Genomic DNA, 24,988 nt, shown 5'->3' with positions numbered 1-24,988 from the left:
TCAGATCAAGTCCCTTTGGGTGGCGGTTTCGGCCTGAGCTTCAAGGCTTAAGCCTTCAGTCTCGTCGATAAAACGAATCACTTCATAGAGGTAATCGAGTTTACCCGTGGCGATGTAGATCTGCTTTTCCACGTTAGGACGCAGCAGATACCCCAGCTCCACCAAGCGTTTAAACACCAACTTAATTTGTGCATCCACCTGAGTACTGCTAGAGCCAAATAAACGGTAGTGGCTGATCTTAGCCAGCTGCTCACGAAACGCGGGGGTATCTTCGATGCGCATCTGCAGTTCGCTTAAGCGCACCGCCGCCCCTTCGCAAAGCGGCGCATCTTGACCACTGGCTTCTTGCACCAGCACCAGCCATTCGACCAAAGGGATCAATGCATTACAGATATCGCGAAACTGAGACGATATCACCTTGCGCTCAGTGTCACCGAGCTGCAAGTAACCACAAAAAAACACTTCGCCTTCACCGGCCGATGCCACTGTACGGTTAATGCGGTTAAGGTACTGCTCGACACTGTCGCGGGTTGTCGATGACTTTAACGCACGCCACGCTTCTTCGTTACTGGTACGGCAGATAAATTCACCGCGCAGCAAACTTTCAATCAATGCGCCTTGGCCGACTAATACGGTTTGTGTGCTAGTACTCATTTATCCCGTCTCCTTGGCAAAACGCTGGCTTAACTTGTCGGCAATCGGATTTAATTGCGGCTTCACGACCTGTAATTTCTTGGTCTGTTTATTGATGATATAGCGGTTAACAAACAGATTTAGCACCTCTGACTCAGGGTTAGGGAATGCCCCTAACACGCTGATATTGTTGTTTTCACAGGCATCAAAAATCTTTTTCACGTTACCGTGGTGTAAGGTGCCTAACTCATCGATAGGCCAATGAATGGTCACATCGGCACGGCCACGCAGTAAGCGGGTAAAAGCCAGCAAGAACTTACATAAAATCAGGTAGGCCATACCATGGCTCGACGACTCATTAAGCTGTCTATCGGTGCGGATGATGAGGTCGCTGTTACCCTCTTTTAGGCGCAGCTCAATCTCTAATAACTTGGCGATGCCACCCGTTAATGCCGCGCGGCCAATAATGTCTAAGGCGCGGCGCATGCTGTTGGTGTAGTGCTCGTCGGGCAATTCGGCAAAGCCGTCGGCTTTCCATTGACGGAACGCCTTAACAAACACCTCAAGCTCTGGCCAAAACTCCAGTTCGCTGATGCGCGAGCGGATACGTACCGCCGACTCGCTCACCCCATCGAGAAACAGCTCTTCACCCACTTCGCGGGTAATACGCGCACTTTGCGAGGCAATACGGCGGTCGATATCGGCTAACACATCGTAAAAGGCGGTCAAATCGATACCAAAGTTACGCCCTTGCTCACGCAGGCCCATCACGGCTTGGGGCACCATCACATTGAGCAGCTGCTCAAGTTGTGGCACGAGCTTGCGATAATCGAGTAGGCGAATGCCTTTATCGTTAATAAAGCTCGACTCTTCGCGCGCACGATCCCAGATCTCCGACAGGCTCGACCCGGACTTACTGGCGATCACCGAATCAAAATGTTCAATATATTGCTTCACCGATCCCAGCAGTTGATCGCGGCGCAGTAACTGATCTTCACCTTGACGCAGGCGCTCAGCCAAGCTGCCTTGCAGTTCATCATTGCTTGCGGGCAATTTTAGCTCGGCCAGTTTACGCATCACGCTGCGCAATTTAGTGAGGTTTTCAGACGCTTCCACTTGAATCGCATCCGATTGCTTACGCTGGCTGTCGAGCTCCTGACGTCGCTGCTTGATCTCGTTGGCTTTGCGAGTCAACTGCTGCTCTAGCTCAGCGACCGCCATCTTGACCTTACTCAGCTCAGTTTGCAGCTTAGGTTTGCGTGACAACCAGGTGTGCTGGTACCAGTCATCGAAGCGCAGCACTTCACTGCGACGCTGTTCGGCTTTGCTGATGTCACTTTCAAGCTGACGTATCTCCTGCTTGAGCTTAACAATTTTGCCTTCATCGACACCGCGAGATTTAAGCTCATCTTTGTACCACTGCTCACAGGCTTTTTGCTCTGCTTTGGCGTCTTGACGGCGCTGGACGATATTGTTTTTCACTTGGGCTAACTGGTTGTCCAGAACCCCGACCACCTCTTGCCAGTAGGCGTTTTTCTCCATGCGGGCTTCGAGCTCTAGCTCTTTTTGCGCCGCTATCCACTCTTGATGCTGGGCATTAAGCTGCTTAATCTCGCTGTCGATACGGCTAAGGCGTTTTTGTGCCTCGGCTTTACGGCCGCTCAACGCTTGATTGATTTTCTCTTGTTCGCTGCGTTTATCATCAAACAGGCGACGCAGATCGTCACGGCTATTCTTATAGGCGGTCTTGGCAAAGGTCAGCTCACGGTTGAGCTCATCGAGTTCGGCGTTGCACGCCACCAGATGCGCTTCGGCCTCGGTTTGCAGCGCCTTGGCCGCCGCCAAGGCCTCTTCGGCTTCACTGTAACGGCTACGCAGCTCCTGCTCTGACGCGGCATAATCAGGGATATCAATGGCTTTAAGATCTAGAGCGATACCACAAAAGCTCTCTTGCGGCTCGGTTATGGTTGGGTGTAAGTCGCTGCGATGCAGTAACTCAGGATTAATCAGCTTACCAATATTGGCTTCCCACCCGCTGACCTCTTTGCGCAGGTATTCAAGCAGGGTGTGAGATTGGGGAAACAGCACATGGTGCAACTCGTCGAGGGCAGTTTGACGCTCAATGACCCTCAGTCCCGCTTGGCGCAGGGCTTCGTTGGCGTGATCGCGTTTGGCTCTGAGCTTGCGCTCATGGCTGCTTAGGCGTTCGACCTTGGCATTGCACACCTCTTGTTCTTCGTCTGCTTGGGCGATCCGTTCATCGAACACGGCCAAACTGAGCTTTTCCGCTTCGCTGTAGGTGACATTGTTAACCTGCATGGTCAACTCGGCGGCCGAGAGCTTGAGCTCATAGGCCTGTTCGCTGTGTTTCGCCCGCCCCGCTTCCAGCTGCTCGCGCCATTGTTGCTCTAGCGCCGCTAACTCGTTACGGCCCTGCTCTTGCTGCTTGTCGCGGGCTTCGCGATGCTTATCTTGCTCTTTATCGAGCTGCTCTAATTCGCGGTTAAGGTTGTCACCAATTTTACTGCGACGCGCATTGTATGCCGCCTCGACATCTTGGTGTTTTTCGGTTTGCAGCTTATGGCGCTCGGTTAAGTTATCTAAACTGGCGCGCCAGCTTGGTAGCTGGTCGAGATCCAATTTAGCCTGCTCAATATCGGCATCGAGAAACGCGCCGTGCTGATCTTCGATTGCGTCTAGATCGGCTTCAAACTTAGTCACATCGCCCTTGGCGGCAGACAAGTCTTGATTGAGCTCGTCGCGCTGCTCGCGCCACTCCTCGTCGAGTTGGCGCAGCTGCTCACCTAACGCCTTGGAGCGTTGCTGATTAAGCTCTTGGCGCTCAACCTCGGCGGTTTCATCTTTACTGTAACCACGCTTCAGGCCGCTCAGGCGCTGCTCGGCGCTGAGTAACTGATTAAATTCCTGTTCGAGCTTGTCGTACTCGGGGCGGATCTGCTCGAATCCTTGGATCAACTGGCTTTCACGGATCCAGGCTTCCACACGCTGTGGATTGAGGCGTGAGCTGGGCGGATTGACCCCATCTTCCTCTAAGATGGCGGCGATCATCGATTTGATGGTCTCCATCTTGCCTTCTTTCGAGTGCACCGCTTTGGCCAGTTTTTCGATATGGCGCAGCGAGTGTTCCTGCTGGCATAAGGAAAACTGCCGCGCATAGGCGCGCAGCTCACTGCGGTTACTGCCCGTGCTCAATAAGGTGCGATCGTTTTGTATGATGGCGCGATATTCTCGGGTGTTGAGTAAATTACTCACCGACACGCCGCTGCGTTTCATCTCGCGGCCCAGCTCTGCCATGTTGTGGCACAAAATCGAGTCGCCTTGCTGAGACTTCACATAGTCTGCTAGCTCAAATGCTTTGGCGATAAAACGGTAATTAACCCCTTTGCCATCACCCGCCGATGCCAGCACCGCTTGGCTATAAAGGCCATCGTCGCGTACATATTCATAGATGATGTAACTGGAATCGTGCGGCAGATACCAACGTTCGAAACTATCACGGGTTGAGGGCACGACCCGGCTCGGATATTCACCATAAAATACTGGTACCAGCCGCTGCAAGGTGGTTTTACCCGAGGCGTTGGTCCCACAAATATTGGTGTGTCCGTCGAGGGCGAGTTCAACAACGCCAGGTAGGTGCGTGTTTATCAGCACTATTCGATTCAAACTAGGCATCTTCTTCCTTAATGCAAACGGCGCTAGGGCGGTCATAGCGCGCATAAAAACCTCCCTACGCCAAGGCATAACGGCAGGTAGCAACAATCTAATGGTCACTAAAGTAAATCAAAGCGACAGGCTTGGCAATCGAGCGGCGCTCGAGGCGCTTTTGGACGTTTAAAAAGCACGCTTACATCGCAAAATCAGCTTAATAATGCGTCAATAAGGTGCAATGAGACGACTTAACCGCGCCCACAAAAAAGCTCGCACTTGGCGAGCCCTTAATATATAGCGGGTCACTTGACCGTTAGGCACCTTGGTAATCGATACGCCGCGCTTCATAACGCGCCACCATGGCGTCCATATCTTGCTCTTCAATGGCGCGCAGGCCACTCAGTACTAAGGTTTTAACGCCGGTGCCCACTAACTTATCACCACAGCGCAGCTCAAATTTAAGGGTGACATCGCCGCGCTTACCATCTATCACTAAAGTTTGCTCCACCAGAGACAGTTCAATGTGGTTAAAGTCCAATGTGACTAAGTCGAAAGCCATGCTCTCGTAGATCACTAATGGACGAGCGGGATTGATCATCACCCCTTGCTCGCGCATTAACGGCACTAATACGTGGGTAAAGTTAAGCCCAGAGAAGGCCACATAGCTGCGAATAAAAGATTCGGTTTGCACATCACACAAGGTGCTGTCGCCGCTACGCTCGACACTTAAATATTGTTTATCTTTATGGTCACAAATGGCAAAACGCTCGCCCACCTGAGGCGGAAACACCAAGGACACCCCATCGCCCACCATGCCTTCAAACTGAAAACGCATCTTTTGGCTCAAGCCATATTGACCTAATACTAAGGCAAACAAGAGATCGCCAGGCACGCAAAAACGTTTGGCTGCCACATCATGGATGGGGTTAAAGTCTTGTGCGACCTCTTTGGCAAAATCACTGGCTTGCTGGGCCGATACCGAAACACTTTGCTGTTCTTTTTTAAAATAAGGGCTTAGAAACATATGGGCTCGTTCAATCAGAGTTATCCAAAATTGGGGGCGCTAGTATATACCTGTTTACCAAAAACACTCACCCGATGACTTGGGGACAGTGATTAGTATAAATCATAGGTGCCACACTATCCCTTTCGCGATCATTTTGGGTCAGCTAGCATGATTTGGTAGCGAAAATGGCTAAGCTGAGTTAGCTTTAGCAACAGACAGATTTTGCACGGCAATAGCACCTCTTGGCCTGCATAATAGGTCTAGGCGATGTCGATTATCGGCATCTATCACCCTCTTTGTGAGATTGAACATTCTATGTCTAATGTGGCGCCTACCCTGTCGGCTATCGACACTCAGTTGCATCAGCTTGTTAAAGATATTGATATTTTAGAAGCCGTTAAACCGCTTAACTACCTGCAACAAAAACAGGCCTTCTTTGATAACCACTTTTCAATTGAGCCTCGCTTTATCTACGCCGATACCTCAATCGATCCGTTTAAGCTCAAACGCGATCTATTTAATCTACCGCTCGAGACGCTAGATGATCCCGATATCTACACCTTATATCTGGACATTGTTGACTCATATGTGGATAAAATCGATCAGTTTAAATCTATTGGCAGCAGTGAGTTTTTGTATGACTCGCTGCGTTACTATGGCGAGCCTAGCGAGAAAGATCTGCGCAATGCCCAGTTCATTTTGCACCTGCCCGATCTCCAACAGGATGGCGATGAGCCCCAGCTCGACGCGCAGGCGATAGGCGAGTTGTTGCAGCAGATGGCGCAGCAAGAAGACTACCAATGGCAGTTGCAGTTTGACGAGACCATGGTGGCCAACGCCTTAGTGTCTGGCACCACAGTGCGTATTAACAGCCATGCCCGCCTGAGTAAAACCGATGCGCTAGCCTTGGCGCATCATGAACTAGGAGTACATTTAGTCACCTCCCTCAATGGTAAACATCAGCCGCTGAAAATTTTGTCGCTGGGCTGTCCACTCAATACCATGACTCAGGAAGGCTTGGCGATTTTAAGCGAATACCTGTCGGGCAATCTTAGTGTTAAGCGCTTAAAAACCTTGGCGCTCAGAGTGATTGCGGTGCGCTCGATGATCGAAGATAAAAACTTTCGCACCACCTTCTTAATGCTTAAAGAAAATTATGGCGTCGAGCCCAACTTGGCTTACACCATTACCGCACGGGTATATCGAGGCGGTGGCTATACCAAAGATCACCTCTATCTCAAAGGCTTTAGCATGATCTTAAACGCCTATGAAAATGAACCGCTGTTTAATCACCTGTTGATGGGCAAAACCTCATTGGCTTATCTGCCCATGTTGTCGCGCTTAATCGCGAAAGGCATTTTATCTGCGCCGAAGTACATTACCCCCGCCTATAAAAACCCAGTGGCAAACAGCGCTGTGAATACCTTTATCACCCACGCCATTCGCTAACATTTGCCGCGTGCCATGCAGCTAAAGCCCATAAAAAAAGGAGGACGCGAGTCCTCCTTTTTTTATCATCGATACAAGCTGTAACCCTAACTGCCGGTCAATTTTTGCCACCAAGACAAGGGCTGACCACAGTTACGCACAGGGCGATAACTCTCACGCAGCGCAGGTAAGGCCATCACATTGTCGCAATCGGCCTCTTGCGCCACCCCGGTATCACGATCGAAATAACCTTGCACCACGCCCTCAACTGGGGTGCGCCTTAAACTGATGGGCGCACGCTGGCGTAAGAACTCCTGATACACCGCCATAGCGCCGCTGCTGCCATAGAGTCCGGTTTTACCATTATCGTCACGGCCGACCCACACTGAAGCGACATTTCGCTCATCGAAACCGGCAAACCAAGAGTCGCGTGAATCATTGCTGGTGCCGGTTTTACCCGCCAGCGTCACCCCAGGAAAGGCGCGGCCTAAACGGCTTGCCGTCCCCGACTGCGTCACTTGTGTCATGGCGTGCCGCACTAAGAAATCGCTGGCCACCGGGATAGCTTGATGGGTCTTAATGGGGCTGCCCGCTAAGGCTTGATTGTCCATATCCAGCACATGGGTCACCGCACTAAGCTGACGGTAACGACCATTATCGGCCAAGGTTTGATACACCTGTGCCACCATCAAGGGCGAGCCATTGACCGCCCCCAATAACATTGAGGGATACTCAGATATTTTATCTGGCCAGCCCGCCTTATCTAAGGTGGTAGCCACCGCATCGGTACCGATAGCCATGCCCAAGTTAACCGTGGGCACATTCATCGACTTTTTAAAGGCTGTTAACAAAGGCACCTGACCCGAAAACTGTTTATCGACGTTTTGCGGTGACCAGGTTTGGCCATGCTGGTTTGTTAGGGTGATCGGCTCATCTTTTAACGGCGTAGCCAACGTGTACTTATCAGCTTGAGTCAAGGCGCTGGCGTACACAAAAGGTTTGATCAATGAGCCTATGGGGCGACGTATCTCGACCGCACGGTTAAAACCATAATAACTTGGCACTTTATCACCCACCATGGCGGCAATACCTGCCGAATACTTATCGGTGACCACCATGCCCACTTGCAAGGCTTTATCGCGCTTAGCCAACTGCTTCATGGTCGACTCCACCGCCGTTTCGGCGGCTTCTTGCGCCATAGGATCTAACGTGGTGTATACCTTAATGCCCGATTGCTGCAACAGAGCATCGCCATAACGCTCGCTCAACTCATGGCGCACCACGGCAAAAAATGCCGGTAACTTTTGCTGCACCGATTTATCAAACTGGCGTAATCCCAGCGGCGAGTCGACCGCAACCTTATATTGCGCCACAGACAACTGCTGCGCCTCCATCAACAACCGCAGCACCAGATCGCGCCTAGCTTGCGCCCGCTCAGGGTAGCGCCACGGATTGTAATAAGATGGCCCTTTGATCACTGCCACTAAAAAGGCTTGCTGCGGCAGGGTCAGCTCGGCGATGGGCCGACCAAAATAGAACTGCGACGCCAGCCCCATGCCATGCACGGCTCGGGCCTTATCTTGCCCCATATACACTTCGTTGAGGTAGGCTTCTAAGATCTCATCCTTGTCATACCGAAAGTCGATAATGATTGCCATTAACGCCTCGCGCAGCTTACGCACAATTGAGCGCTCACTTGACAGAAAGAAGTTTTTCGCCAGCTGCTGGGTTAGGGTCGAGCCGCCTTGCACCGTGCGTCCCGCGCTCAGGTTAACTAATGCGGCACGTACAATCGCAAAGGGATTGACGCCGTGATGCTCATAAAAACTGCGATCTTCCACCAAAATTAACGCATCCACAATCGCCTTAGGCATCTGCTGCGCATCAACAAAGAGGCGATCTTCACCGTCTCCGGCGATCATTCTGTCCAGTAACACAGGTTCAAGGTGGAACACCGCCAGTTGACGATTATCGCTTTGACGCGCGACCGATTCGACCCCCTGGCTATCGAACGTTATCATCACTCGCTGCTCGGCCTGCGAGCCTTGTGGATGCAGAAAAGGCCGACGCCACAGATCGACCCGGGTGCTAGAGGCGGAAAACTCCCCCACCTGACGCGGATTAGCCACCTTGCGATAACCGAGTAACTTGAGCTCGGCGATCAATTGGCTATGGCTCACCGCCGCCCCAGGATAGATCGCCATAGAGCGACTAAACACCTGAGCTGGCAGATGCCATTTCTGCCCTTCAAATTTACGCGCGATAATTTGATCTAAATAGATACTGTAAATAATCAACCCCGCCAGCAGTGCCAAGGATAGCTTCCACACGATGGACCAGATTTTTCGTCCCCAACCGGACGTGGTGCGCGGGGCTGACTTTGACGTACTGCGCGCCTTAGTTTTGGGGCTCGCCTTGGTTGAAGATCGAGCAGGCTTTGCGGCGCGCGGTTTCTTGGGTGTCTCTTTGCTTGTCATCTTAATCCCATAAAAAATAGCTAACGGTGGGTCATTAACCGTTACTTAATGTTTTTTTCTTGGTGAATTTGGTCGGCACCGTATTGGCCGGATCGTCAGGCCACAGGTGCTTAGGGTAACGCCCCTTCATCTCTTTTTTCACCTCGAGATAGGGGCCAGCCCAAAAATTGGCTAAATCGGCAGTCAGCGCCAACGGCCGCTGAGCAGGTGATAACAACGCCATGGTCACCACCAATTTACCTTGCGCCAAGGTCGGGCTTTGCGCCATGCCTAGCGCCTCTTGTAGACGTACGCTCAGTAGCGCGCGCCCCGACGGCTCATATTCTATATTGGCACGGGTGCCCGTCGCCATGGGCCAGTGTGTCGGTAAGTGCTGCGCCAAGGTTTGCTGCAGATCCCAAGGTAAGAGGTTATGCAACAGGCTATAAAAGTCGAGCGCTTGCAGCTGCGTCAAGCGGCGTACATTATCCAGATAAGGTCCCAGCCAAGTGGATAAGTCGGCTAACAATGCCTCATCATCCATTGCGGGCCAGTCGCCAGCAAGCTGATACTGGCGTGCCAAGGCCACGCGCTGACGCAGCTGAGTGACTTTGTCATCCAAATTAAGCATTGCTAGCCCTTTGGCGCGAATTAAACCATAAATGGCCTGTTTAATCTGTGCCGCGTCCAACTGCGCTATCGGCTGCTGATCAATCACAACCGCTCCAACTCGGCGCTGGCGTAGCGCGTAAAAGCGCGCTTGGTTATCATCCCAGCCACAATCAATATGCTCTGTGACCAGCGACTTTAGGCTGTCGTTAAAGCAGGCAGGATCGAGCCGGCTGGCCAGATATACCCGGCCACTACTTTGGCCTTGTGACTCTTGAAAATCGGCCACCACCAGCCAAGGCGCACCACTGAGGCTGTCATCAGTATTGAGCGTCACCCCCACGCCTGCGGCTAATTGATAGCCGCTTACGCCTCTGGCTTTGGCGATTCGGTCTGGAAACGCCAAGGCCAGCAACACGCTAATATCATCGGGATGAGCCTGACTGATGGCCTGAGCGAGATCGCCTTTACCCCGCCCTTGCCCATCAATACGTGTCAAATAACTGCGGGCTAACTGCGCACTCTCGCCATGACGCGCATCGCCCAGATAGCCACTGATATCGGCGCCGCGACGAGCGCGGCTGCGTGACTCAATCACGCCCGCCAGCACTGCCGCTAAGGCCAGCAAAGGTGTACTGCTATCGGCCTGCTGCCACTGCTGCGCCGTTAACAGCATATGCGCCAAACGCGGATGGCAACCTAACTGATACGCGGCGCGGCCATGAGCGGTGATTTTACGTTTTTCATCCACCAGCTGCAGTTGTGTTAATAGCGACCAAGCGACCGCTTCATTGGCAGCCGATGGCGGGCTGAGTAATGGCAATTGCGTTAACGCACTCACCCCCCAATAGGCGCCGTCAAGCACCATGGAGGTTAAATCGCCGAGTACGATTTCAGGTTCATCGGCTTGCAGCAAGCGCCCTTGATCCTCTTGGCCCCATAGCCGAATACAATGACCGGGGCACAAGCGCCCAGCACGACCGGCGCGCTGGGCCGATGACGACTGGCTGATCCGCTTTAATGACAGCCGAGTCACGCCAGTCTTAGGATTAAAACTGGCTTGGCGTTTATAACCGCTATCCACCACCAAGGTGATCCCCTCGATAGTTAAACTCGATTCGGCCACATTGGTCGACAGCACCACGTTACGCCGCCCATCCGTGGCCGGAGCGATAGCGCTATCTTGCTGCGCAGCAGGCAAACTGCCGTAGAGCGGCGCGATATGATACTCCTTAGGATCGAGGCGGGTCGACAGCTGCTGGGCTAAGCGATTAATTTCACCTTGGCCAGGTAAAAATGCCAGCAGCGATCCTTGTGGGTGTTGCTGCAAGGCGGTCACTATCACTTGGGCCATATGCACCAACCACTCTTGCTGAGCCCCCACCGCGCGGTATTCGATGCTCACAGGGTAACTGCGCCCTTCACTTTCGAGCGTCACCGCATTGGGCATTAAGCCATGCAATGGCAGGCCCGCTAAGGTGGCCGACATTGCTATGATCTTAAGATCGTCACGAAACGAGGATTGTAACTCTAACGCCAAGGCTAAGCCTAAATCTGTGGTGAGGTGCCGCTCATGGATCTCATCAAAAATAATCAGTTCATAGCCACTCAGCTCAGGATCCTGCTGGATCATGCGAGTGAGCACCCCCTCGGTCACCACTTCAAGCCGAGTATTAGCGCTCACCTTAGATTCGCCGCGCACCCGAAAGCCGACGGTGTTACCTATGGTTTCGCCGCGCTGCTTAGCAATAAAATGGGCCACATTACGCGCCGCCATCCGTCTTGGCTCTAACATCAATATCTTACCGCTAACTTGCGGCCAATCGAGCAGCGCCAACGGCAATGCTGTCGACTTACCCGCGCCTGTGGGCGCTTGTAAAATCAGCTGCGATGAGCTGGCCAATGCGCTTTGCAAGGCAGGGAAAAGATGTTGAATGGGTAGTGAGTTCACAAGGGGCTATCTGTCGGCAAAAACTGCGGCAAGTGTACCCGTTATGGGCCGAAAAACAAAATACACCTGCGAGCCTAAGTTAACCGCTAGCGTTGAGTTGCTGATGCCAGCCTAGGCCATCACTCGCGCTCAGTTTAGCTAGCGGCATTGGCTTGCCAATAGCGTAACCTTGACCATAGTCGACCCCAAGCTTTGCTAAATGCTTGCCAATCTCGATGGACTCGACAAATTCGGCGATCACTTCAAACTGCATGTCGCGCCCCAGTTGGCAAATAGCGGCCACAATGGCTTGGTCGGCTTTATCCTGACACAGGTTACGGACAAACTGGCCATCAATTTTAACGTAATCAACATCGAGTAATTTGAGGTAGGCGAAACTAGAGAAGCCTGAGCCGAAATCATCCAGTGCCAATTTACAGCCCATGGGTTTGAGTAGGTTAATCAATTCGGTGGCTAAATCGAGCTGCTTTACCGCGGCGGTTTCTGTAATTTCAAAACAGAGTTTACGCGCTAATTCTGGCTCGGCTAACAAGCGCATCTCTAGCCAATGCATAAACTCGCGATCGCCAATGGAGAGCGCCGACAGGTTAACCGATACCATAGATAACCCTTGCCATAAGGCTAAATGGCTCGCTCCCCAGCGCAGCACATTGTCGATCACCCAACGGTCAACTTTGGCGGCGAGGCTAAATCGTTCTGCAGCGGGTAAAAAGATAGCCGGCGACATCAGCTCACCGTTTTCACAGCGCATGCGCAGCAATATTTCAAAATGCAAACCGCTATTGTTTGCCTGTAGCATCTCAATGGGTTGGTAATATAGCTCAAATCTGTCGTTGGCCAGCGCGCCAATAATATCGACCGAGGCGCTCATGTCGGTATTGAGTCGCTCCACCATAGGATCATCGCTGGCATACACATACCAACCGTTACGGCCACTCTCTTTCACGACCCGGCATGCCGCATTGGCACTGCGAAGTAAATCAGAAATGTTGGCTTGAGGATCTTGGCTCTGCGCCAAGCCGATACTGACACTGACGCTGTGTTTGCGCCCTTCCCATGTAAACTCATGATGATTTAACGCCTGACAGATCCGCTCAGCGACTTGCTCGGCAATGTTGCGATCGATATTGGGCATAAAGATGCCAAACTCATCACCACTGAGCCGTGCGACCACATCGCCTCTGCGCACCAGGTGGGTAAGCCTTGATGACACTTCGCATAGCAGCCTATCGCCAGCCTGGTTGCCACTGACATTATTGACCACCTGAAAACGATCGAGATTGATAAAGGCCACAAAAGTACTGCGTTTAGCTGCGCAAGGCTCAGAGTCGATATAGAGGGTTTCAAAATAGGCGCGATTGGGTAAGCCGGTCAACCCATCAAAGTTGAATGTGGCATCTTGCTGCGGGGCTAATGTCTGCGACGCTTCAATGGGCTCAACCATCATCAACAAGGTGCCATCCTCTGCCGATAAGGAGAGAAAAGTCACTCGCGCCCTGTCCTGACTTAGATTGCTCTTCATCTGTAGCTCACAGCTGGCCTGAGTTAATAAGCCATCGCGCACCAACGCCATGGTGGCATAACATTGGCTGACCTCTTGAGGTTGCACTAAGCTGGCGACCTGTTGCAGCATCTCTACCTTAAACGACGTGGCGGCGCAGTGATTATAACGGATCACTCGGTTATCACTAGCAATATGCACACAGCAGATCGGCATACGGTATAAGTGCTCAATACATTGTAATTCACTGCTCTTTACAGCCTGCTGTGATCGGCATGCCTCTTTGGCATAACCCAACATATTGCCCGCCATCGTGAGCGCATTGAGGCTCGACTCACGCCATTGACCATCGCAGTGATAGCGATAAGCCCCAAAAATATACCGATTGCCCAGTACAGGGATCAGCAGCACACTGCGAAGACGTGATACCACAGACTGTAGGCTATCGCCCTCTTCAATCACGCTGGCTACATCTTGGATAATGGTAGGATGAGATAATGACGCATAGGAGTGTAAGCGGCGGCGATTCGCCACCCGGTTTAATAATTTTTGCGCATCGCGCTGACTAAATAGCGTGCCATCATCTTGATACATTGCCTCAATCTGCACGCTCAAACGAGCTGGGGTTAGGCGCAGCAAAAACAAGCCATTGCAGCCGGTGAACCGGGCTATGTCCAACAATGCAGCATCTAACTCGTCGACCAGATCATAACCCGACAACGCAGTGGCAACCTGCTGCAACTCTTGTTCTTGTAATGGCAGACTAAGCTTAAGTTTACTCTGTAACATGTCTAGTCGCTTCCTTATGACCGCTTATTGGATACACATATGATGAACATCAACACTCTCAGAGTCGCGACAATGGATTGCGTACCGTATCATAAAGCCTTGTCGGCGAGCTCATTCAAATCGTTGTTTTGTATATCTGCATCACAAAAAATAGAACACTGCATTAAGAATAAAAATCATAAACTTAAAAAAGAACAATAACACTACCCATAAAGTCTAAGTACACTCAAGTTCAGTATTCCATTGGCGTTAACAGATCGTCAATGGTTAAAGCACAGCTCAAACCAGTGCTCAGCGCAAAGTCAAACGGGGAATAAAAATATGCACAACAGACTGTTTCTGGGCGTGAGCCCCGCCCCAGAGCACATACTGCAATTAACATCGCTGCAGCAAACACTAACGACCGATGGCCAAGCCGTGCCACGCGCCAACTTGCATATGACGCTGGCGTTTCTCGGCCAAGTATCCCCCACGGCCACCACACAGTTAATCGATGAGCTCAATCAGTTAAGCGCACAGCGTAAGCTTAGCTCATTTAGCGTTTGCCTGAATGAACTCATCTTATGGCCTAAGGCTAAAGCCCTGTGCTTAGTGGCTCGGCTTGATGATCCTCACCTAGTAGCATTGCAACACCTTTGTCAGCAAGTGGCTGCGAACCTGGGTCTGCATCAGCAACAGCATCCCTTTACGCCGCACATCACCTTGTTTCGTAAAACCAAACAATTTACCCCGCAGGCGACTGAGCCCATCACACTTAATGCCAACACCCTGCATCTGTTCCAGTCGGTGAGCGATAACACCGGCGTCCACTACCCCATAATGCACTCATGGTCGTTAGTGGAGCCTAAGCCCTAACGATGACAAACGCGCACAAAAAACGCGCCCATGGGGCGCGTTGTTATTTCATCAGCAAGGCAAGATTAATCTTCTAATAGCGCTGCAATGGTGAGCATGCCGTGAGTCGTCGCGCCCGCCGCCCATAGGTCATTAGCGCTATCGGCAAAGGCTGCAGCCAAATCCACATGTAACCATTTGGCCTCTGGCGATACAAATCGCCACAAGAAACCCGCCGCATTGGATGCGCCGCCAGCGCCTCCCCCTTTCATAGGACGGCTGTTAGCAGTATCGGCATAGGCAGATGGACACATCTCTTTATGCCACGGATCTAACGGTAGTGGCCACACTCGCTCTGCAACTATCGATGCTTTAGTTTGCGTCTGTGCCAACAGGTCACTATTGGGGGAGAAAATCGCATTATAGTTGGTGCCAACCGCCATTACCGCCGCGCCCGTAAGCGTAGCCGCATCGATAATCAATGGCGCGCCAGTTTCGCTGGCCGCTTGCAAGCCATCGGCCAGCACCAAACGACCCTCGGCATCGGTATTGACCACTTCCACCGAGACGCCATTTTTATACGTCAAAATATCACCTAGCTTGTAGGCGTGCCCGCTGATCAAATTCTCGGCGCAGCAGAGAAACAATTTCACCCGCTTATTCAGCCCAGATTTAATCGCCAGCCCCAATGCTGCCGTAACCGTGGCCGCGCCGCCCATATCGCACTTCATCCCCAGCATCCCCTCTGAGGCCTTAATGCTGTAGCCGCCCGAATCGAAGGTGATCCCTTTACCCACTAAGGCCGCCGACACAGGCGCATCGGCATCTAACGGATTAAAGTCCAGCTCTAGTAAGGCAGGCGGACGCTCACTGCCCCGGCCCACGGCGTGAATACCAATCCACTTGTGTTGCAATAACGCTTCACCTTCGATGATACGGTAACTCACCTTATCACCACCTATTTGCGTTAACCATTTTGCCGCTTCGGTTGCTAACGTCACTGGTGCCAAGTTTTCGGGAGTGTCATTAATCAACTGACGAGCAAAGTTAGCGCTATCGAGGCGAGCATTAAGCGCCGCTTGCATACCTGCATCACCACTCCAAAGGATCTCTCCCGCCCCTTTGGCGGTAGCAAACCCTTGCGCGAACGCCCACTGACTATTGAGATCCCAGTCGTTACCACACAACTGCACCGCCGCTAACCCTTGGCCACGTAATTTACGGGCGGCTTGTTGTACTTGGCGCAGCTGATCGCCCGCCTGCAGATGGATATGGCCTTGCCCTTGGGTAAAAGTGACATCGGCGCTGCCCCAATGGGCTGCGGGGGCATCGTTAGTCAGGTAGATCTTCATCGTATCGCTCATTATTATTCCTTGTTACGACTGGGTTTATCGACAGCATGTTATGTGCTCTGCCGTCATTTCGCCCAGTATAACCATAAACGGCATCGGGTTTCTAATACCGATATCTGCCTTTATCAATTCTGCAAATTCTGACGTTTCTGATGTTAATGCCAAGCCTCGATACAAATCACAGCCATAGTCGTCATCGGCCTGCTTTGATAGACTTTGCGCCCCGATGCTTAATGGATAGGTCAGATCATGCTTTTTAGCCCCCCGCTTCAACAGGGCACCTTAATCAAACGTTATAAACGCTTCTTGGCTGACATCGAGCTGTGCGATGGCTCGCAGATCACTATCCATTGCCCTAACACAGGCTCGATGCGCAACTGTCTGTTTCCCGGTGAGAAGGTGTGGTTTTCCACCTCAGATAACCCTAAACGTAAATACCCAAATACTTGGGAGTTGGCGCAAACCGATACTGGCCACCTTATTGGTATTAATACTGGTCGCGCCAATGCGCTGGCCGCCGAGGCGATAGCTGACGGAGTCATCACTGAACTGCAGGGCTATAGCCAGTTGCGCCGTGAAGTCAAATATGGCAATGAAAACAGCCGCATCGACCTGCTACTTGAGGACGCCCGCTTAGGTCGCTGCTATATAGAAGTCAAAAGTTGTACTTTATTAGAGCAGCAACAGGGTTATTTTCCTGACGCCGTTAGTACCCGTGGCCAAAAGCACCTGCGCGAGCTAATCGAGATGGTCCATTTAGGTCATCGCGCCGTACTGCTGTTTGTGGTGCAGCACAGCGGCATTGACAGGGTCAGCGCCGCCAAGCATATCGACCCCGATTACGCCCAGCAGCTCTTTCAGGCTCATCAAGCCGGTGTGGAAATCTTGGCTTACTGCACCGAGATGTCCACCGAAGGACTGCACTTGGCTAAATCCTGCCCTGTTAGCGTATAAATCACCGTTAAAAGTTGAATAAAAAGCAAATAGAAGACATAGTCGCAAAATATCAAACTTTACAGCACAAAAAATTTGCGTGGCAAATAGGTTTCTGATATAGATATCGGCCTTTAAATAACAGCCGCCCTACAACGCAAATGATTAACAGGAGATGCGTTATGCCTGAAGGCACTAAAAAACTTGGCGTACTCGCTATCGCAGGAGTCGATCCTTACCAGGAGAAACCCGGTGAGGAGTACATGAATGACGCTCAACTGAATCACTTCAAAAAAATTCTCGATGCGTGGCGTGGCCAACTTCGTGAAGAAGTGGATCGTACCCTGACTCATATGCAAGACGAAGCTGCTAACTTCCCAGATCCTGTCGACCGTGCAGCTCAGGAAGAAGAGTTCAGCTTAGAGCTTCGTGCACGTGATAGAGAGCGCAAGCTGATTAAGAAGATTGAAAAGACGTTACAAAAAATCGAAGAAGATGATTTCGGTTTCTGTGACTCTTGCGGTATCGAAATCGGTATCCGCCGACTCGAAGCCCGTCCAACAGCCGATCAATGCATCGACTGTAAGACGCTCGCCGAGATCAAAGAAAAGCAGATGGCAGGTTAATCTGACTTAAGATGAGCGGGGATTATCCCCGCTTTTTTGTCGCTTTCTTAAGTTAAATTGATTCAGTGCAAAGGCTGCATAGTGCATCTTAACACCTACATAGGCCGATTCGCGCCCTCTCCCTCAGGCCCACTCCATTTTGGCTCGCTCATTGCCGCCCTTGGCAGTTATTTGCGTGCTCGTGCTCAGCAGGGTCGGTGGTTGGTGCGCATAGAAGATATCGATCCCCCACGAGAAGTGCCTGGCGCGAGCCAACAGATCTTACGCACCCTTGAAGCTTACGGCTTGCATTGGGATGGCAGCGTGCTGTATCAAAGTTCACGACTGGACGCCTATGAGGCGCAGTTACAGCAACTGCTAAGCCACAACAAGGCCTATTACTGTCAATGTACCCGCAAGCAAATTCAGGCCATGGGTGCAGCCTATGATGGCCGTTGTGCCCGGCGCACACCGCGCCATCGCCAAGGCGCTATCCGTATTTGTAATACTCATCCCGTGACGCAGTTTTATGATCAACTGCTGGGCGATATCCATATCGACGCCGACTTTGCTAGCGAAGACTTTATTATTAAACGCCGCGATGGCCTGATGGCCTATCAATTAGCCGTGGTGATGGACGATGCCTTACAAGGCGTTACCGAGGTGGTTCGCGGCAGCGATCTGTTAACCTCCAGTGCGCGCCAAAGCACTCTGTACACCTTATTAGATCACCCCACACCTCACTGGCTGCATCTGCCATTGGCCTGCGCCGAACCGGGGCGAAAACTGTCAAAGCAAAACCATGCCCCCGCCATCGACACCCGTGCGCCTCAGGCCAGTATCAATGCGGCACTGGCGTTTTTGGGTCAAGCGCAATGCGATGTGGACGATGTGGATAAGATGCTCACCCAAGCGGTGAGTCAATTCGATATCTCGCGGATCCCTAAACAAACCGAGATTTTGCTGCCTAGCAATCAGAGTGAGCAAACCTGACGCGCGACATCACACCTGTGATACGCCGCAAACGCCGTGGGTATACTCTTTGAGCCATAATTAAGTTATGATAGCGGCCTTATTTTAACCCTGATATCCAGATGCATGTTGAGGTGTCCTATTTTTCGCCGTATTAGTCAATTCTGTAAACAGCTTTTTGACGACAATCAAAACACCACAGAAACCACACAAGCGGGACTAAGCTTAGAGATCGTTGCGAGAAAACATCACGCCATCTCTCGCAAGCAGATTAGCGAAAACGCTATAAAGGTACTCTACCGACTGCACAAGGCAGGCTTTAAGGCCTACTTGGTGGGCGGCGGCGTGCGCGACATTTTATTAGGCCTAGAGCCGAAAGACTTTGATGTCGTGACCAATGCTACCCCTGAAGAGATTAAAAAGCTGTTTCGTAACTGCCGCTTAGTCGGCCGCAGATTCCGTCTAGCCCATATCGTGTTTGGCCGCGATGTTATCGAAGTCGCCACCTTACGTGGTCACCATGTCGACAGCGCCGAACAGATCTCCAAAACCAATGCCGAAGGGCGTCTGTTGCGTGATAACGTCTATGGCAGCATAGATGAAGACGCCGAGCGCCGTGACTTTACCGTCAATGCACTTTATTACGATATCAGTGACTTCTCTATTCACAGTTATGGCGGCGGCTTGCAAGACTTGCAATCGCGCACCCTACGCCTGATTGGCGATCCGCAAAAACGTTACCGTGAAGATCCGGTGCGCATGCTGCGCGCCGTGCGTTTTGCCACCAAACTGGGGATGACTATCGACAGCGCTGCTGCCGACCCTATCTATGAGTTGGCCCCACTACTAAAAGATATTCCAGCGGCGCGCATGTATGAAGAAGTGCTGAAACTCTTTTTCCACGGCCACGCCCAAGATAACTATCACATGATGCGCGACTTTGGCTTATTTGAGCCATTATTCCCCTTAGTGGAAAACATTCTAGTAGAGGACCCACAAGGGCCTGCCACTAAGATGATTGAAGCCATCATGCGTAACACAGATGACAGGGTCAACGCCGATAAGTCGGTGACACCAGCTTTCTTCTACGCGGCCATGCTTTGGTACCCGCTGAGTCAGCGCGCCGATGATATCGCCTTAGAGAGCGGTCTCACCACCTATGATGCCTTTTATGCCGCCATGGGCGATGTGATGGAGCAGCAATGTCGCACCATTAGTATTCCGCGCCGTTTTAGTACCCCAGCGAAAGACATTTGGCAGCTGCAACTGCGTTTCGATCGTAATCAAGGCACTCGCGCCTTTAAGTTTATCGAACACCCTAAGTTTCGCGCCGCTTACGACTTACTGCTGCTGCGCGCCGAGGCCGAAGGTGGCAGCATCGCCAAATCGGCAGCCTGGTGGAAAAGCTTTGTTGAAGGCAGCGAAGAACAACGCAGTGTGATTGCGCGTAGCACCCACAAAGGCAGCAAGAATCGCAACACTAATCGTCGTCGCCGCAGCCCAAAAAAACCGGTTAAACCAGCAGAATAATGACTCGCGTTTATATCGCCTTGGGGGCCAACTTAGCGTCCCCTAAAGCTCAACTTGACCAAGCTTGCATCGCCCTTAAGGCACTAGCAAGTGACGGTCGAGTGGCTGTTTCGCCCTATTACGCAAGTGCCGCCATGGGTGATGTCCCCCAGCCCGATTACCTTAACGCCGTGGCGTGCTTCAACACCTCTCTTGACCCTATCGCGCTTCTCGATGCCTTGCAGGCTATCGAACAGCAACAGGGGCGAGTACGTCATATCCGCTGGGGCGCACGCTCCTTAGACTTAGATCTGTTGCTCTATGGCGCACAACAGATTGACCTACCACGACTGACGGTGCCCCACTATGGCATGAAACAACGCAGCTTTGTGTTAGTCCCGTTACACGATCTTGCGCCTGAATTGGTGTTGCCTTGCGGCACCGCCGTGGCCAGCTTAATTGACGACACCCTCTTAGCTGAAGTGCAACAACTCAGCCCGGATCATTGAACTTAAGCCACAGTTAGCATATAAAGCACACTACTGCGGATATTGAATCCTTTTATTCATTAGATTTAAGACCATCATTATGTCCAAGATAACGAGCGCTACCTTGCTTAAATTTAAGCAAGAAGGAAAAAAATTCACCGCATTAACCGCCTACGATGCCAGCTTTGCAGCGGCTTTCGACAGTGAGGGGGTAGATGTATTACTGGTAGGTGACTCCATGGGAATGGTGTTGCAAGGCCATGATGATACCCTGCCCGTGAGTGTCGATGATATTGCCTACCACACACGCTGTGTGCGCCGCGGTATTAAGCGCGCGTTATTAATCGCCGACATGCCTTTTATGAGTTATGCCACTCCAGAACAAGCCATGATAAACGCCACGACGCTGATGCAGGCCGGTGCCAATATGGTCAAGGTTGAGGGTGGCCATTGGCTGCTAGAAACCGTGACTAAGCTCACCGAGCGCGGCATTCCTGTTTGTGCTCACCTAGGCCTTACACCACAGTCGGTGCACGTCTTTGGCGGCTTTAAGGTACAAGGACGCGATGCCAGTAACGCCCAGCGCATCTTAGATGAAGCCAAAGCATTACAAGCGGCAGGCGCCCAACTACTGGTATTAGAATGTATTCCTGTCGCGTTGGCGAAAACCATTACCGAAGCACTGACCATTCCCGTTATCGGTATTGGTGCAGGCGCTGACACCGATGGCCAAATATTGGTGATGCACGATGTGCTGGGGATCTCCAGCGGCTATATTCCACGCTTTTCGAAGAACTATTTGGCACAAACGGGCGAAATTCGTAGCGCCATTCGCGCCTATATCGACGAAGTGGCGAACGGCACTTTCCCTAGCAGCGAACATACCTTTAGCTAACCCTAAAGGCATTAATACAGGTAGTCGTTAGATGTTTACCACCCAAGATATCGCTCAAATCAGAGAGCAAATTCGCCTTTGGAAACGCCAAGGCGAAACCGTGGCCTTTGTGCCTACCATGGGCAATTTACACTTAGGCCATATGACCTTAGTAAAGGAAGCCGCTCAGCGCGCCGACCATGTCGTGGTCTCTATCTTCGTTAACCCGCTGCAATTTGGCCAAAATGAAGATCTCGATGCGTATCCTCGCACCTTGTCCGCCGATCAGGCTGCCTTAGTAGAGGCTGGCGCCGAACTACTGTTTACCCCCACCCCTGCCATCATCTACCCCAAGGGGATGGAGTTGCAGACCTTTGTCGAAGTCCCCAAGATCTCTGATGAGCTGTGTGGTGCCAGTCGTCCCGGCCATTTTCGCGGCGTCGCCACCATAGTGTGCAAGCTGTTTAATATCGTTCAGCCCGATATCGCCGTCTTTGGCAATAAAGACTTTCAACAGTTGATGGTGATAAAAACCATGGTTGAAGATCTGTCGCTGCCCATTGAGATCGTCGGTATCGACACCATACGAGAACCATCGGGATTGGCCATGAGCTCACGCAATGGCTATTTGAGCGATGAACAAAAACAACAAGCCGCCACGTTAAAACAGACAATGGACGCCATGGCTGAGGCCATATCCCAAGGGCAAGATGTAGAGCAGGCAGTGAGCGAGGCGGGTCAGCAACTGAGTCAAGCTGGTTTTAAGCTAGATTACTTAAGCGTACGTAATGCGGCCAACTTACATCCTATTGGCGCTGACGATAAGCAGTTGGTGATCTTAGCCGCGGCATATATGGGCAGCACTCGTCTTATCGACAATCTCTGTTTTACCCGCAACTAATAGACGAAAGCACTCTTATATGTAAGCACTCGGCAAACATTTAGGGGAAGGCGATATCGTCTTCCCCTAACGCTGCAACCTTACCCTAAAACATATAACCAACCGCCAGACTGAATACTTGGTGCATCGTCTAGCGATATTTTTATGCACTACTGCACCATCCTTCATCGATGCAGAGGCGATGATGGCTAACTGATGTAAGAAATTAAATAACCTGATTGCGCAAATTTCATCACTACCGCCAAGGTTTTGCTTAGGGGACTGCCATTGAGTTATCGCCACCTGCCGCTCGACCTTTATAGACTAACACCTTGAAGTCAAATTAAATTAAATTCAACAACAGCAAAACAAACTACAACAGACAAGACGCAGCGTGACCTACATCACACAGCGCTTATGTCGTTTTATTCTCCGTAACACCCAAAAATGAAATTATCAGATCATACATTTGCATTTATAGGGTGTTTTTCGCTTAAAAAATCATCCAAAACACTATTTTCGACTAACAAAACATCCTAGCACACTAATTTGTTATCAACAGGTCATCATTAAGTGTGATATTAATCACGCTCTAATTTAGCTGCGAACGAGGTGGCTCACAGCCATCTAACCTAAACTTAAGTAATCGTCACATGATGATCTAGATCATATTGGCTTTTGTTGAATTAGCGTTTAGTACGCACCTAAGGCTAATCGAGTGAGCTCAACTCACTGATCACCCCACAAGGCAGCGCTGCACCCATAGAAGTCAGCTCTAATATAATAGTTAGCAATAACACAGTTACGACAGTAAGAGGCAATCATGACCCTACTTCAACTACTCGCCAGTTTAACGCCAGTGATAAGCGTTATGCTATTTTTGGTACTCCTTCGAATGCCAGCTTCACGCGCCATGCCAATCTCCATGGTGATGACAGGTTTAGCCGCCGTCTTTATCTGGCAGATGGACACCACTGTTCTCGGTGCATCGATTGTCGAAGGCTTGTTATCGGCATTGACCCCCTTAAGCATTATTTTTGGTGCCGTGTTCCTACTTAATACCTTAAAATATTCCGGCGCTATGGATACCATTCGCGCCGGTTTTACCAACATTAGCGGTGATGCGCGAGTACAGGTGATCATCATCTGCTGGCTATTTGGCTCATTTATCGAAGGTTCAGCTGGTTTCGGTACACCAGCCGCTATCGGTGCACCGCTGCTGGTATTACTGGGTGTACCACCGATTGCTTCGGCAGTCGTTGCACTAATTGCAGACTCGACCAGTGTCTCCTTTGGTGCCATTGGCTTACCGGTACTATTTGGTATGGAACAGGGCTTAATGTCAGGCGGCGTCAGCATGGCTGCCGAGCAGATAGCCGAACACGGTGGCCACTTCGCTGACTATGCTCAGTTTATCGCCATGCATATGATCACTATCGATCTCATCACAGGAACCCTGATCCCTCTGGTCATGGTGAGCGTGTTGACGGGCTTCTTCGGTCGTAACAAATCATTTAAAGAGGGCTTAGCGGTGTGGAAGTTTGCTCTCTTTGCGGGCCTAGCTTTCACCATCCCAGCGTGGTTAATAAACTTCTTCGCGGGCCCAGAGTTCCCCTCTGTTATCGGTGCGCTTGTCGGTATGGCTTTGGTTATTCCTGTCGCTCGTAAAGGTTACCTACTGCCTAAAACCCCTTGGAATGATTTTGCTGAAAATGACGACCTAGACATCAACAAGGTTGAAACTAAGGCACATTTTTCACAAGTCGCTGCATGGACCCCTTATATTATTATGGCGGCGCTACTGGTGCTATCGCGCACCGTGGCGCCAATTAAAACTTGGCTAACAAGCTTTAACATCAGTTGGACAGGTTTGATGGGCACCGAGCTGAAAGCGGGCTTTGCGACCTTATATGCCCCTGGCGCATTTTTTATCTTAGTGTGCCTGCTAGGCTTCGTGCTGTTTAAGATGAAGCCATCGGCTATCAAACAATCAGTCACAGTGTCGTGCCGCTCGATGTTGCCGACCATCATTTCACTCGGTGCCTCGGTGCCTATGGTAAAAATCTTCCTTAACTCTGGCGCTAACGACTCAGGTCTACAATCTATGCCTGTGGCCCTGGCCGATATGCTAGCAGGCTCTATGGGCGCGGTATGGGCTTGGATGTCGCCTATCGTGGGGATCTTCGGTGCCTTCCTCTCTGGTTCTGCCACCTTCTCTAACATGATGTTCTCAGGCCTGCAGTACAGCGTGGCCGACAACATAGGTATGAACCATGCCATGGTACTTGCCCTTCAGGGCATAGGTGCAAACGCGGGTAACATGATGTGTGTGATGAACGTGGTCGCGGCGGCAACCGTTGTTGGCATGGCCGGACGAGAGTCTGAGATTATTCGCAAGACCATGCCTGTGGCGCTAGGCTATGCCTTAATTGCCGGAACTATCGCCACCCTTTGGGGCGGTTTCTAACCTCCGATACACGGGCTAAGGGCGTGATAAGC

18 protein-coding genes are annotated in these 24,988 nt (G+C 51.3%); 11 read left to right on the top strand and 7 right to left on the bottom strand.

The genetic code is table 11. From position 1 onward, the window contains the following. From DVO77_RS03620 to DVO77_RS03610, 3 genes are all read right to left on the bottom strand, one after another. A complete protein-coding gene (locus DVO77_RS03620; RefSeq protein ID WP_110455897.1) occupies positions 1 to 654 on the bottom strand; it encodes a hypothetical protein in 654 nt (217 codons plus the stop codon). Beyond that, positions 655 to 4,326, bottom strand: a complete 3,672-nt coding sequence (locus tag DVO77_RS03615) for an ATP-binding protein (RefSeq protein WP_119977355.1) — start codon at positions 4,324 to 4,326, stop codon at positions 655 to 657. A 289-nt stretch (positions 4,327 to 4,615) separates the two neighbouring features. Then, entirely contained in the window at positions 4,616 to 5,326 is a 711-nt protein-coding gene (locus DVO77_RS03610) for a DUF3581 domain-containing protein (RefSeq protein WP_119977354.1), read from the bottom strand. A gap of 249 nt (positions 5,327 to 5,575) precedes the next feature. On the opposite strand from DVO77_RS03610, the gene DVO77_RS03605 reads away from it, so the two are divergent. After that, positions 5,576 to 6,757: a flavohemoglobin expression-modulating QEGLA motif protein gene (locus DVO77_RS03605; RefSeq protein WP_249038097.1), complete on the top strand. Its 1,182-nt coding sequence runs from the start codon at positions 5,576 to 5,578 to the stop codon at positions 6,755 to 6,757. Between the two features lie 86 nt (positions 6,758 to 6,843). On the opposite strand, the gene mrcB is transcribed toward DVO77_RS03605, so the two are convergent. Next, a complete protein-coding gene (gene mrcB, locus DVO77_RS03600) occupies positions 6,844 to 9,066 on the bottom strand; it encodes a penicillin-binding protein 1B (protein ID WP_249038096.1) in 2,223 nt (740 codons plus the stop codon). Position 9,067: 1 nt separating this feature from the next. Between mrcB and DVO77_RS19175 the strand changes: the two genes are divergently transcribed. Continuing rightward, complete coding sequence (locus tag DVO77_RS19175) at positions 9,068 to 9,226, top strand: hypothetical protein (RefSeq protein ID WP_239473198.1); 159 nt, start codon at positions 9,068 to 9,070, stop codon at positions 9,224 to 9,226. A 21-nt stretch (positions 9,227 to 9,247) separates the two neighbouring features. On the opposite strand, the gene hrpB is transcribed toward DVO77_RS19175, so the two are convergent. Beyond that, complete coding sequence (gene hrpB / locus DVO77_RS03595) at positions 9,248 to 11,752, bottom strand: ATP-dependent helicase HrpB (RefSeq protein ID WP_119977352.1); 2,505 nt, start codon at positions 11,750 to 11,752, stop codon at positions 9,248 to 9,250. 79 nt (positions 11,753 to 11,831) lie between these two features. Then, positions 11,832 to 14,042: a putative bifunctional diguanylate cyclase/phosphodiesterase gene (locus DVO77_RS03590; RefSeq protein ID WP_119977351.1), complete on the bottom strand. Its 2,211-nt coding sequence runs from the start codon at positions 14,040 to 14,042 to the stop codon at positions 11,832 to 11,834. Between the two features lie 321 nt (positions 14,043 to 14,363). Between DVO77_RS03590 and thpR the strand changes: the two genes are divergently transcribed. Beyond that, a complete protein-coding gene (gene thpR / locus DVO77_RS03585; RefSeq protein WP_119977350.1) occupies positions 14,364 to 14,897 on the top strand; it encodes an RNA 2',3'-cyclic phosphodiesterase in 534 nt (177 codons plus the stop codon). 65 nt (positions 14,898 to 14,962) lie between these two features. On the opposite strand, the gene pepB is transcribed toward thpR, so the two are convergent. Further along, the gene (gene pepB, locus DVO77_RS03580; RefSeq protein ID WP_110455890.1) at positions 14,963 to 16,240 is read right to left on the bottom strand and encodes an aminopeptidase PepB; all 1,278 of its coding nucleotides are present in this window, start codon (positions 16,238 to 16,240) and stop codon (positions 14,963 to 14,965) included. Positions 16,241 to 16,477: 237 nt separating this feature from the next. On the opposite strand from pepB, the gene sfsA reads away from it, so the two are divergent. From sfsA to DVO77_RS03535, 8 genes are all read left to right on the top strand, one after another. Then, the gene (gene sfsA / locus DVO77_RS03570; RefSeq protein ID WP_119977348.1) at positions 16,478 to 17,182 is read left to right on the top strand and encodes a DNA/RNA nuclease SfsA; all 705 of its coding nucleotides are present in this window, start codon (positions 16,478 to 16,480) and stop codon (positions 17,180 to 17,182) included. Positions 17,183 to 17,343: 161 nt separating this feature from the next. Then, entirely contained in the window at positions 17,344 to 17,787 is a 444-nt protein-coding gene (dksA, locus tag DVO77_RS03565) for an RNA polymerase-binding protein DksA (RefSeq protein WP_110455887.1), read from the top strand. A 78-nt stretch (positions 17,788 to 17,865) separates the two neighbouring features. After that, positions 17,866 to 18,759, top strand: coding sequence for a tRNA glutamyl-Q(34) synthetase GluQRS (gene gluQRS, locus DVO77_RS03560; RefSeq protein ID WP_162924138.1), 894 nt, complete (start codon positions 17,866 to 17,868; stop codon positions 18,757 to 18,759). Between the two features lie 105 nt (positions 18,760 to 18,864). Beyond that, entirely contained in the window at positions 18,865 to 20,268 is a 1,404-nt protein-coding gene (gene pcnB / locus DVO77_RS03555; RefSeq protein WP_162599132.1) for a polynucleotide adenylyltransferase PcnB, read from the top strand. Beyond that, positions 20,268 to 20,756, top strand: coding sequence for a 2-amino-4-hydroxy-6-hydroxymethyldihydropteridine diphosphokinase (folK, locus tag DVO77_RS03550; RefSeq protein WP_119977346.1), 489 nt, complete (start codon positions 20,268 to 20,270; stop codon positions 20,754 to 20,756). Before pcnB ends, folK begins: the two co-directional genes overlap by 1 nt. 79 nt (positions 20,757 to 20,835) lie before the next feature. Continuing rightward, positions 20,836 to 21,630, top strand: coding sequence for a 3-methyl-2-oxobutanoate hydroxymethyltransferase (gene panB / locus DVO77_RS03545; RefSeq protein WP_110455884.1), 795 nt, complete (start codon positions 20,836 to 20,838; stop codon positions 21,628 to 21,630). 31 nt (positions 21,631 to 21,661) lie between these two features. After that, a complete protein-coding gene (gene panC, locus DVO77_RS03540) occupies positions 21,662 to 22,510 on the top strand; it encodes a pantoate--beta-alanine ligase (RefSeq protein WP_119977345.1) in 849 nt (282 codons plus the stop codon). Between the two features lie 802 nt (positions 22,511 to 23,312). Beyond that, a complete protein-coding gene (locus DVO77_RS03535) occupies positions 23,313 to 24,956 on the top strand; it encodes an L-lactate permease (RefSeq protein ID WP_110455882.1) in 1,644 nt (547 codons plus the stop codon). Positions 24,957 to 24,988 lie beyond the last annotated feature (32 nt).

Source organism: Shewanella algidipiscicola, assembly GCF_003605125.1.
Classification (GTDB): Bacteria; Pseudomonadota; Gammaproteobacteria; order Enterobacterales; family Shewanellaceae; genus Shewanella; species Shewanella algidipiscicola.
The sequence above is the reverse complement of the archived record's forward strand: the minus strand, read 5'-3'. Positions and strand labels throughout refer to the sequence as shown.